Raw genomic sequence first — 11,912 nt, forward strand, 5'->3', positions numbered from 1 at the left:
TGCATTTGCTACCAGGACTACAATGCCAAAGATGTTTTGCCAGTCCGGAAAGCTTCACGACATATTGAGTCCCAACCTGCATGAAATGAAAAAGCGCTAATACGCTGTTCAAAGTTAACAGAATATTAGCGCTTTCGCATCAGGCAAATGTTATTATTTCTTTGTGTTGATAATGTTCACCCGAATATAGTTGCTTCTTTTGCCGGAAGGCGTTACAACAACTGCTTTGAAAATACGTTCTTTACCATTAGGAACCGTAATTTTCACTGGACCTGTATATTCTAAATCTAATTCCGAAGGATCATAGTTGTCCAATGTGTAATAAATTTTGGCTCCTTCAACAGAAGGTTTCAGCCCACGGATCGTATATTCTGAAGCATAGACGGTGCTGTCTGTGATGCCATATACTTCTGGTACACGATAGAATGTATTGGTTTGGTCAAGTTTAGCCAGCTGATTTGCTGCACGCTGTTCTGAGAAATTTTTCCAGTTCTTTTTCTCAGGCTGTGTCCAGGCAATTTCAGAAAGTGCTAAAACGCGTGGTAGTACTGTAAATTCGACTTTATTGGATGATCCAATATACTCTGTCCAAATATTTGCTTGTACACCTAAAACGTGTTTCTTGTTGTTTTCAGCAATTTTGCTAGGCATTGGGTCCGACGAATATACTTTGCTCAATGTGGAAAGTCCGCCGATACTTAAAGGTTCTCTGTTTTGATCAGGACCTTGTTTATGATCGAAGTATAGACCATAGCTGTTTGCCGTAATGATTACATCGTGACCTTGATTGGCTGCATCAATCGCACCTTGGTCGCCTCTCCAGCTCATGACAGTCGCATTAGGCGCTAAACCGCCCTCTAAGATCTCATCCCATCCAATGATACGTTTACCTTTGCTATTGATATATTTTTCCATACGTTGGATAAAATAGCTCTGTAACTCGTGTTCATCTTTGAGGTTGTTATCTTTGATTCTTTTTTGACAAAATGGACATGTTTTCCATTTTGTTTTTGGACATTCATCACCACCGATGTGGATATATTCGCTCGGGAATAGGGGAATGACTTCGTCAATGACATCTTCCAATAACTTGAATGTTTCTTCTTTTCCGGCACAGAAAACATCGTCAAACACGCCCCAAGTCTGCGCAGCCGTGTAAGGTCCTGGCTTATCACCACAGCCCAATTCTGGATAAGCCGAAAGTGCTGCTAACGCATGTCCTGGCATCTCGATTTCTGGGATAACCGTTACATATTTAGCTTTTGCATAAGCAACCACTTCTTTGATTTGGTCTTGGGTATAGAAACCACCATAAGGCGTGTTGTCATAATCGCCATCTGTCTTGTAGTTACCCAGCAGCGTTTGCTTGCGGTAACCGCCAATCTGAGTCAATTTTGGGTGTGATTTGATCTCGATACGCCAGCCTTGGTCGTCTGTCAAATGCCAATGAAACGTATTCAATTTGTAAGAAGCCAGAATATCAATGTATTTTTTTACAAACTCTACGGGAAAGAAGTGGCGGCCAACATCGAGATGTAATCCACGGTAAGCAAAGCGAGGTTCATCCTGGATTGAAGCTTGTTGAATTTCGATGCTCGCCTTTTTATCCACAGGTAGCAACTGGATCAACGATTGCATACCGTAAAATAGACCAGCAGCTTTTCCGTTAATTGTCGCACGGTCTGAACTAATGTTAAGTTCATACGCCTCAGCATTAGTGGATTTTGCGTTTTTGGAGGAGAAATAGATGCTATTGCTGCTCGCTGATTTCACTAGGGATAAATTGAGATTGTAGTTGCTTTTTAGGAACTCCTGAAATAATGTTGCAACTTTTTTGTCCTCTTCGCTATCAAAGGCGATCTTGGTGTTAGCGTTGATTTTAAATGTACCATTTTTAATTTGAACCTGTTGCGGTAAGGGCACAATGTTCAAGGTAGCATCTTTCTTTTCTTGCGCAAATACTGCTGCTCCTATACTTAGGGCCAGCGCAAGTGAAAATAATTTCTTCATGCGTGAGATTATAACTGAAATAAGAAGTCCTAAAAATAGGTGAATAAATACGTTTTAGCAAAGAGGAAATGTAACAAATAGGGTGTGAAAACACTGTTGAAAGTGTTTTTGGGCACTTAGAAGTAGTTTGGATAATAACGTGTTTGGGGTAGATCAATCGTTTGTTTAGTCTGTTAAAGGGGATATTTTATTTCGGGAATAGTATCCAAATTTAGGTGAAAAAATTTATGCCTTTTAACTGTATCTATCCCTGTTCTACGGAGCAGCTGTTCAGTAGCGGGCACAACGGAATCTGCTTTTCTGGAAACAGTCCCTCAAACGCCATTTTGAAAATGGCTATAATTGGTTGATACCAAATTCAAAATAAGCATAATATTTAATCAATTTTTAGACAGTACTTACTCAGTGCTTATTCAGTCTTCACTGACTAATCACTGAGCAAGCACTGAACAATCACTGAACAAGCACTGAATAAACAGTGTCAAAAGACGACATTTGATCCCTATTTAATGCCCGTTTGCTGTATCTAAAAACCAAAGCGAAAAGAAGGAAAGGGCTACGCCTTTGTAAAGAATAAATCGCTGTCGTGATGCTTCCTTTTTAGTCCTCGATTTATTGTAAAACTGAGGTTCGGGAAATGACAAAGGAACCCGAAGGTTCCTTATATCTTTTAGGCTACAGCATGAACAGCACGTATCCTTTATCTAATGATTAATATCGGATATGTTCAGCAAATGTTTATGCATTAAAGTCGTTTCAACGCTAATTTGATCATATCCTCTACGGAAAGATTGCTTTCGGTCTTTAAAATGGTATTTAGCACCTTCTCTGCCGCGACTTTGTTGAATCCGAGCATCACTAGTGCTGACAATGCTTCGTCCGGAACTGATTGGGATTGGATCGGGGATGCCAAAGCTTCGAAGCCCTGTTTTTTTAATTTATCCTGAAGTTCCAGTATAAGACGTTGTGCTGTTTTAGGACCAATTCCTTTAATCTTTTGAATGAGGGCAACCTGGCCATTGACGATGGCAGACTGGATCTCATCGGGTGTGTTTGACGATAGGATCATACGGCCTGTATTGGGGCCAATACCGGAAACAGAGATCAAATTTTCGAATAATTTTTTCTCGCCTTCAGTTGCAAAGCCATAAAGCGTGTGTGAGTCTTCCCGAACTTGAAGTGAAATAAATAGTTTACAGTTTTGCTGATCCTTGATTTGGGAGAAGGTATAGAGCGAGATGTGGACATAATAACCAATCCCACTCACATCGATAACAACATGAGTGGGGGCTTTATATGCTAATTTTCCATTGAAATATTCGTACATAGTATACGAATATAGGAAGATTTTAAGCTATTCTATAAATTTTTAAGATGTGCTTGTACATCTACTACGGCAATGGTAACCATATTGACGATTTCGCGCACCGAGCTATCCAATTGCAATACGTGAATTGGTTTGTTCATACCCAAAAGGATTGGACCTACAGCCTCAGCTTCACCAACTTCTTGCAATAATTTATAAGCGATATTTCCGGACTCCAAATTAGGGAATACAAGTGTATTCGCCGATTTTCCATTCAAGCAGCTGAATGGGAAGTTTGCGGTCAACATTTCGCTGTTCAAGGCGAAGTTTGCTTGTAAATCACCATCAGCAATAATCTCTGGATGTTGATCGTGTAGAATCTGCGCTGCTGCTCTTACTTTTGTTGGCGTTTTTCCTTCACTTGAACCAAAATTAGAGTAAGATAGTAATGCAATACGTGGCTGAATGTTCATACGTTTCACAGCTTTATCCAGTAACAGGGTAATGTCTGCCAATTCTTGTGCTGTAGGGTCTTCATTTACGGTTGTATCGCCCATGAAGATTGGTCCTTTTTTGGTTAACATCATGTACATACCCGCCACACGGCTGCCTGGCTTAGCACCGATTACATGCAATGCCGGACGGATTGTATTTGCATAATTTTTGGTCATACCGGAAATTAGGGTGTCAGCTTCGCCAAATTCCACTAAAGAGGCACCAAAATAGTTACGATCGTACATCAACTTACGAGCGTCGTATTTTGAAATACCACGACGTTGTCTTTTGCTATAAAGATGCTCAATAAATTTCTTCGAGCGCTCCGTTTCGCCATCTACTTCAGCAACCGGGTCGATAATTTCAAGGCCATCCAGTTCAAAAGCATATTCTTTGATTAGACGTTCGATTTTATCTTTTCTACCCAAAAGAATTGGAATAGCGATGCCTTCTTCTTTAACAATCTGTGCTGCACGCAACGTTTTGTAATTGTCTGCTTCTGCAAAAACAACACGTTTAGGATCTCTTTTAGCAGCCATGGTCAAATTGCGCATAATCGCATCATCTTTACCCAGACGTTTACGTAAAGCGTCGCTGTATTGATCCCAGTCTTCGATTACGGTCTGTGCTACACCTGATGCGATGGCAGCTTTTGCAACAGCCATGGAAACTTCAGTGATCAAACGCGGATCGGTAGGTTTTGGAATGATATACTCTTCCGAGAATTTTAAATTGCTGGTGTTATAGGCTTGATTTACTTCTTCTGGAACAGGTTGTTTCGCCAAGTCTGCAATTGCACGCACTGCAGCAATTTTCATTTCCTCGTTAATTGCAGTTGCACGTACGTCTAAAGCACCACGGAATATATAGGGGAAACCCAATACATTGTTTACTTGGTTAGGATAGTCTGAACGACCCGTACCCATGATAATATCGTTACGTGTTGCCATCGCCAGATCGTAAGCAATCTCAGGATTTGGATTTGCCATCGCCAATACAATTGGGTTTGGAGCCATCGATAACAACATTTCTGCCGACATGACGTCTGCTGCCGATAGACCGATAAATACATCTGAATCTTTTACCGCATCTGCTAGGGTGCGAATATCGCGATCTGTTGCATATTGTGCTTTCATACTGTCTAGATTTTCTCTATCCGTACGGATTACACCTTTGCTATCCAGCATCACAATATTTTCTTTGCTGGCACCTACAGAAATATACATTGCCGTACATGACATTGCAGCTGCTCCAGCACCATTTACGACGATTTTTACTTTTGAAATATCTTTACCGATAATTTCACAGGCATTGATCAATGCTGCACCTGAGATGATTGCAGTTCCATGTTGGTCATCGTGCATCACCGGGATGTTCATTTCTTCTTTTAGACGGCGTTCGATTTCAAAACATTCTGGTGCTTTGATATCTTCGAGGTTGATACCTCCAAAAGTAGGCTCCAATGCTTTAACGATATTGACGAATTCATCGACATTTTTGGTGTCCACTTCAATGTCAAATACATCAATGTCGGCAAAAATTTTGAATAATAAACCTTTACCTTCCATGACTGGTTTACCAGCTTGGGCGCCGATATCGCCTAAGCCCAATACTGCTGTACCATTACTGATCACAGCAACAAGGTTTCCTTTTGCAGTATATTTATAAGCATCTTCTTTGTTCTCAGCAATAGCCAAACATGGCTCCGCTACACCAGGAGAGTATGCTAATGATAAGTCTCTTTGCGAATTTGTTGGTTTGGTCGGAACAACAGCTATTTTACCAGGTCTACCCATTGCGTGGTAGTTTAATGCTGCCTGTTTACGATTAGTGTTACTCATTACGATTTTATTAATTTAAGGCTACAAATCTATCATTCTTTTTGATAATTGGAAATATTTGCCAATATCTTATTATAATTAGACAATAATATGTTACTTCAGGACATCCAATAGTTTAAACATTTGCTGACGCATGCTGGACGCCGCTCCTGCATAGTTGTTGACCAGTAAAGTATAAGTAAACGACTGCCCTGTTTTATTGGTATGCACACCTGTATAACCAAGTACGCCGCCAATTGTTCCACTTTTCATCTTCATATTGTTATAGGTGGGAAGACTTTCGTAGAAGGCAGGATACCAACTCTGTTTTTGTGCATACTGCATAATCTTATTCATCGCTGATGTAGTCACTCGATTTTGAGGCGAGAGTCCCGAACCGTCCATACTATTGAGTTCACTGGATTTTATGCCTAATTTGGCATTCCAATATTTTTGTACATAATACGCGCCATCTTCGGTGCCCGTTTTCCCAGCTGTTGTATAAGCAATCGCTTTCAACAAGGCCTCCCCGTAAAGGTTGATACTCTTTTGGTTAAACCAGTAGACGATTTTATCTAAGGTCGGAGATAAATGGATATCGAGGGTCTGTTTTTTTGAAATATCAACTGAATCCATCTTGGTCCCGGTAGCAGGTAGTTCGCTGGCGGTAATACCGTTGTTACTTAGTACTTCATTTAATTGATAAGCGAGATCATAGGCCGGGTCTGGCGAAGAGAGCTCGATTGTTTTCTTGAGGTCCTGTCCATAGGTGCCGCGCACAAATATCTTGGTTGAATAGGGGGCAGCGTAGGCGTACACATTGTCACCACTTCCTGTTTTGCCTGTGGTCGTTTCATTGATAATTTCCAGATACGGAACTGGTGTTGTGTAATTGGCGATTTCAGCTTTAGCTCCGACTTTGGTGCTTGGCAGAAAATTTATGCCAAAGGCATTTTCACACCAATTGAGGGAAGAAATTCCAGCACCATAGTAATTGCCCATGTCGGTCCAGATCCAGCCCCCTGGAAGCTGGTTGCCATTGTAAAGCCGGTCATCGGCGATGATTGCGCCATTTATACTTTTAATACCGGCATTCTGGACTGCTGTAAGCCACTTGTTCAGTATCGTTGTTGCTTGAGTCTCCGGGTAGCGGGCGCTGCCGAGGGTAGGATCTCCCGTACCTGTCACTATAATATTTCCGTTTAACACTCCGTTCTCATCGATTTCACCTGTATAATACAGGGTTGTTTTGAACTGAAAATTCTTGCCCAGGAAGTCCAAGGCCGTAGCCGAAGTGATGACCTTCATGGTGGAGGCGGTCGCCAATCCGACGTTCTCATTTGCTGCGAATACAGTCTGGCCTGTTTTTGCGTCGAAAACGGTCAATGAGCTCAAACCATTTCTGAGGTTTTCCTGATTTTGAAATTGCGTGAATGCATCCTGAATTTTACTACGAAGATCCTGCGCATATACTGGCGTAGCAACGGTCGTTAACGTGTAGGCAGAAAAAGCAATGGCACTTAGCACAAATTGGTTCATATATCATGTTTTATAGTCCTATGGTATATCCAGCTTATCTTCGATAAGCTTGTTGACACGGTTATTTTTTATTCGTGTTTGAAAATCATGGATATTCCTTTGGATGTATTGTCATTACTGGGACGCTGCCAATTTTAGGGAAAAGCGTCCGCTGTAGTTCGTTTGTTTTATTTGGCTTAAAGTTAGGCATTCGACCCTAAAAAATCCTAACTTGCATAAAATTGTATAGACGACATGAAGCATATCGAAAAATTAGCTGCCATTCGTGAGGCGATGAAGGTTCAGGGAATCGATGGATATATCATTCCATCTTCAGATCCTCATATTAGTGAATATCTACCGGAGCGTTATAAATGTATTGCCTGGGCGTCTGGTTTTACCGGATCAGCAGGGACGTTGGCAATCACACAGGATTTTGCCGGCCTTTGGACCGATTCTCGTTATTTTGTCCAAGCAGCAGAGCAATTGGCGGGAACAGGCTTTGAATTGGTGAAATTGAAAGTGCAAGGTGCAGCGGAGTATGCAGATTGGTTGGGCGAACAGTTGGGCGCTGGTGCTAAAGTTGCTTTTGACGGCAATCTCGCTTCTTTATTAGTGGCTCAATCTGTTCAGCATACTTTGGAGCCTTTGGAGATCAAAGTAGATGGTCATGTTGACCTGTTGTCGTCATTATGGGAAGGACGACCAGCGCTGCCTAAGGCACAGGCCTACCTGCTGGGTGAAAATATTACGGGACAGTCGACGGTTTCTAAAATTGAAGCTGTTCGTGCGGAGATGAAAAAGAATAGAACGGAAGCTCATCTGATCTCATCTTTGGATGACTTGGCCTGGTTATTAAACATCCGTGGTCAAGATGTACCATGTAACCCTGTTGTTTTGGGATTTGTATTTATTACCCCAGAAAATGCAACGCTTTATATCGAACCTTCGAAGTTGACAACTCAGGCAACTGAAGAACTTAAAGGCTATGGAGTAAGTGTTTCGGCTTATGAAGATATTTTTAAAGCGATTCCTTCATTGGATGTTGCTTCAATTTTAATTGATCCTAAACGTACCTGTTTTGCTGTTTACGATAGCATACCTAAACAGGTTAAGATTGTTGAGAAAATAAACCCCTCGACAAGTTTAAAAGCGATTAAGAACAAGGTTGAAGTTGAAAATAACCGCCATACCTTTGTGAAAGACGGTATAGCGTTGACGCGTTTCTTCAAATGGTTGGAAGAAAATGTCTCCTCTGGTGAGCTTTCCGAATTATCTATTGCGGAGAAATTACGTGGATTTCGCGAAAGTCAAGATGGTTTTGTCGACGTCTCATTCACGACAATTGCGGGATACTTGGATCACGGTGCCCTACCGCATTATTCAGCCAATGAAAAATCGAACTATATATTACAACCTAAAGGTTTACTATTGGTCGATTCTGGCGGACAATATACTACTGGTACAACGGATATTACAAGGGTGGTAACGCTTGGTGGTCTTACGCAGGAGGAAAAAGAGGATTATACGCTTGTACTCAAGGGAACAATAGAAGGCTCTCAGGCCATTTTCCCTACTGGAACCCGCGGCTACCAGATCGATGCCATTACGCGTCGCCCATTGTGGGAAACATTACGCAATTATGGACATGGTACAGGACATGGCGTCGGTTTCTTCCTAAACGTTCACGAGGGGCCGCAAGTGTTCAATGCAGCTGCAATAGATGTTGCTGTTGAACCAGGGATGATTACATCGATCGAGCCCGGATTGTATCGCGTAGGCAAACATGGTATCCGCATTGAAAACCTTGTGTTGACCCGTAAAGCGGGTTCTTCCGAATTTGGAGACTTTCTGGATTTTGAGACACTAACAATATGTTATATCGCAACTGATTTAATCGAAAAATCCCTATTGGATAAGAAACATATTGCTTGGTTGAATAACTATAATCAGTGGGTGTTTGATCAATTATCGACTCATCTTACTGCTGAGGAAAAGAATTGGTTGGCAGACAAGTGCCAGGCGATTTAACACTCAAAAGAGATAACGACAGTGGTTATCCGCTGGGCACAACACGAAGTTGCCAACATAAACGGCCCCCCACTCATTAGGTAAAAAAGGTTTGGGGGGCCTTTTTTTAATCGGGTTTTTTCAAAATCTCATAAATGGATTCTTTTCCAAAAGGTTTCAGAATAAAACCGCTTATAAAAGGGTAATTTGCCAGTTGCTCCTGATCGTTTTTGCTCGTGGAGGAACTGACAATAAAAATGTTGGTTTGCTTGATGAAGTCGGTCCGGTTTTCAAGCACATCCATTAACTCCCAACCAGTCATAAATGGCATATTGATGTCCACAAAGAGTATTGCTGGCATCAACGACTGGCTGAGGTCATTGTTATCCAAAAAATCCAATGCGTCCAGGGCATTTTGGAAGGAATGAAAGTCAATCTCGTATTCGGTAAATCCCTGTAGCATATGGGCGAAAATAGTCCGTAAAATGGCATTATCATCAATGAGAATGATCGTTCTTTTGGTTTCAGGAGTCATGGTCTTTTTGATTAATAATTGTTTTTCATCGTGTCAATAAACCTCATCTTCGTTTTGATTGACAGCGCAGTTTTTCTTTCACTCTTTTATTTATGAGATCACGCTGTCCAGGATCGTAGCAGTTATTTTCTGCTAACAGGATTGAACGCTGATTTTTTATTATAGCTGTATCAGCGGATCTGTATATGCTTTTTCTAAAAATTTGACATAAAAGGTGCTACCCGAATCGATTTTACTTTGTACATCGATCTTTCCGCCCAATGATTCGATCTGATATCTAATGAGGAACAATCCGACACCTTTACTCTCAAATCCACGGTGAAAAACCTTTTTGAACATAAACAGCTCCGATTTGTATTTTGGCAAGTTAATACCCAATCCGTTGTCTTTAACCGTTAATAACGTTCCTTCTTGTTCCTGATGCGTATGTATTTCGATCTTAGGGGCTCGGTCTGTCGCTGTAAATCGGAGCGCATTACTGATGAGGTTGCTGAAAATACTTTCCAGATAAATCTTAGGATAATAAATGTCTTTTACATTGAATTCGATGGAAATTATTGCATTTTTTTGCTGTATTTCTTCCATAAATTGCTGCTGCACTTTTTTGAATATATCTAAAAAATTACATTGTTCATAAATCAGTGAATTGTTTGATTTGATATCAAGTATTCCGTCCAAATTATGTAACGTTTCAGTCAGATCGTCACTGCTAGTATGCAGCAGGTTCATAAAATCAGCCTTTATTTTTTCATCATGCGTTAACTTAATTTCGGCAATAAGCATCTGTATATTGCTGAGTGGGCCTTTTAGGTCATGAGCGAGGATGTTCGCAAATTCTTCCAGTTGCCGTATTTTGGTTTCAAGATCTATTTTGACTAAATCCGATTCAATTTTTTGCCTTTTTAGGATTTCGATATTCTTTTTTGATTCGGAAATATCCTGAACCTGGACGATGAGAAATTGTGCGGTATTGGTATTATCAAAAACTGCCGCAACCGTTACAGAACACCATACAAAATGGCCTAATTTATGTATATAGCGTTTTTGAAGCGTAAATGCGTCGATTTCACCCCTGACAAGTTTTTCTCTAAGTTCAACATCTTTGTTTATATCATCGGGGTGCGTCCTATCAGTAAACTTGGTTTTCGACATTTCTTCATGCGAATAACCAAGAATTTTGGTTAACATATTATTGGATTCTATGGAGTAGCCTTCGAGACTTGTCAATGAAATTCCCAGACCTGATAAATAAAATGCTTGATTAAACTTGTGTTCATTGAATTTACTTTTTTCATTGGACTCGACTTGTTTTGTAATGTCGGAAATAACCAGGGCTACCCGGTTCTGAGCCCTATGTATGGGTTTAATCTGTAAACGATACCATTTGTCCTTGTGCTCGTTTAAATTGGATTGAAAATCCATCTTAAGTTCGCGGTCCAATTTTAATGAATTTTGTATTAATTGGACAGTGGGTATAGCAAGATCTGGCGGAAAGAGTTCTGTGAGACTCTTGTTTAGAAATTCTTCGGGACTGTAGAACAAGAGATCTGGATTGTTGGTCCAGTAGTTTTTAAATACCCCGGCATCGGTTACCTCAAATACGAGATCATTTAATGAGGCAACAAGCAATTGAAGTTGGTGTTGCTTATCTTCCAGGACGCGGTTTTTATTGACCAATTTCGATACATCTATTAATGAAATTAAAAGACCTTTTTTATTGTCTTCTATCATAACATGAACATCGAATTGATACCATTTAAACTCTTGATCCTTTTTTCGTCCTAGGATAATTTCATTTTGGTCTTGGTTTTTGGAAAGAGCAGTAAAAAATGGCGTTTCTGAAGGCGACAATACCGAAAGATCATCTGCTCTGTAAAACGTAATTAATTGATGTATTTTGTAGGTATCTGCCGTACTATCGAGGTCTAAAAGTTCTTGAGCCCTTTTGTTGAATAGTAAAATAGTGCCATCATCTGTGGTCGTGATTGTTCCCTCCAACCTTGTATTTACAGTTTGATCAAAAAGCATAGATAAAGAGTCCCGCTGCTGATGCATTATTCAACCATATTTAGGGTTAATTTTCTCATTTAAAAGTATAAGCAACTCATTGAGTACTTAATTTGCAAAATTGGTAACTTTTACCCCAAAATAATAAATAAATATTAAAATATGTAACTTTTTATATAAAATACTAGCAGGTATATTGTTATGCATACAT

Annotated in this window: 7 protein-coding genes; 1 reads left to right on the plus strand and 6 read right to left on the minus strand. The window is 40.3% G+C overall.

What is annotated here, in order from left to right:
- Positions 1 to 153 precede the first annotated feature (153 nt).
- From AAH582_RS03205 to dacB, 4 genes are all read right to left on the minus strand, one after another.
- Positions 154 to 2,010 (minus strand): beta-N-acetylhexosaminidase, encoded by a 1,857-nt coding sequence (locus AAH582_RS03205; RefSeq protein ID WP_343321191.1) that lies wholly within the window; start codon positions 2,008 to 2,010, stop codon positions 154 to 156.
- A 745-nt stretch (positions 2,011 to 2,755) separates the two neighbouring features.
- Positions 2,756 to 3,337, minus strand: coding sequence for a Holliday junction branch migration protein RuvA (ruvA, locus tag AAH582_RS03210; RefSeq protein WP_343321192.1), 582 nt, complete (start codon positions 3,335 to 3,337; stop codon positions 2,756 to 2,758).
- A 32-nt stretch (positions 3,338 to 3,369) separates the two neighbouring features.
- Positions 3,370 to 5,652 carry an NADP-dependent malic enzyme gene (locus tag AAH582_RS03215; protein ID WP_046672353.1) on the minus strand — a complete coding sequence of 761 codons (2,283 nt, stop codon included), beginning with the start codon at positions 5,650 to 5,652 and terminating at the stop codon, positions 3,370 to 3,372.
- A gap of 93 nt (positions 5,653 to 5,745) precedes the next feature.
- Positions 5,746 to 7,170 carry a D-alanyl-D-alanine carboxypeptidase/D-alanyl-D-alanine endopeptidase gene (gene dacB / locus AAH582_RS03220; RefSeq protein ID WP_343321193.1) on the minus strand — a complete coding sequence of 475 codons (1,425 nt, stop codon included), beginning with the start codon at positions 7,168 to 7,170 and terminating at the stop codon, positions 5,746 to 5,748.
- Between the two features lie 234 nt (positions 7,171 to 7,404).
- On the opposite strand from dacB, the gene AAH582_RS03225 reads away from it, so the two are divergent.
- Complete coding sequence (locus tag AAH582_RS03225) at positions 7,405 to 9,180, plus strand: aminopeptidase P family protein (protein ID WP_343321194.1); 1,776 nt, start codon at positions 7,405 to 7,407, stop codon at positions 9,178 to 9,180.
- 106 nt (positions 9,181 to 9,286) lie between these two features.
- Here the strand turns inward: AAH582_RS03225 and AAH582_RS03230 are convergent, their stop codons facing one another.
- Complete coding sequence (locus AAH582_RS03230) at positions 9,287 to 9,694, minus strand: response regulator (protein WP_046672355.1); 408 nt, start codon at positions 9,692 to 9,694, stop codon at positions 9,287 to 9,289.
- Positions 9,695 to 9,853: 159 nt separating this feature from the next.
- Positions 9,854 to 11,722 carry a sensor histidine kinase gene (locus tag AAH582_RS03235; RefSeq protein ID WP_343321195.1) on the minus strand — a complete coding sequence of 623 codons (1,869 nt, stop codon included), beginning with the start codon at positions 11,720 to 11,722 and terminating at the stop codon, positions 9,854 to 9,856.
- Positions 11,723 to 11,912 lie beyond the last annotated feature (190 nt).

The sequence above is a fragment of the Sphingobacterium multivorum genome (assembly GCF_039511225.1).
Classification (GTDB): Bacteria; Bacteroidota; Bacteroidia; order Sphingobacteriales; family Sphingobacteriaceae; genus Sphingobacterium.

What these genes read in the sequence shown, in the direction of transcription:
- AAH582_RS03205 (WP_343321191.1), bottom strand. Translation starts at nt 2,010, where the DNA reads ATGAAGAAATTATTTTCACTTGCGCTGGCCCTAAGTATAGGAGCAGCA.
- AAH582_RS03235 (WP_343321195.1), bottom strand. Translation starts at nt 11,722, where the DNA reads ATGCTTTTTGATCAAACTGTAAATACAAGGTTGGAGGGAACAATCACG.
- dacB (WP_343321193.1), bottom strand. Translation starts at nt 7,170, where the DNA reads ATGAACCAATTTGTGCTAAGTGCCATTGCTTTTTCTGCCTACACGTTA.
- ruvA (WP_343321192.1), bottom strand. Translation starts at nt 3,337, where the DNA reads ATGTACGAATATTTCAATGGAAAATTAGCATATAAAGCCCCCACTCAT.
- AAH582_RS03225 (WP_343321194.1), top strand. Translation starts at nt 7,405, where the DNA reads ATGAAGCATATCGAAAAATTAGCTGCCATTCGTGAGGCGATGAAGGTT.
- AAH582_RS03215 (WP_046672353.1), bottom strand. Translation starts at nt 5,652, where the DNA reads ATGAGTAACACTAATCGTAAACAGGCAGCATTAAACTACCACGCAATG.
- AAH582_RS03230 (WP_046672355.1), bottom strand. Translation starts at nt 9,694, where the DNA reads ATGACTCCTGAAACCAAAAGAACGATCATTCTCATTGATGATAATGCC.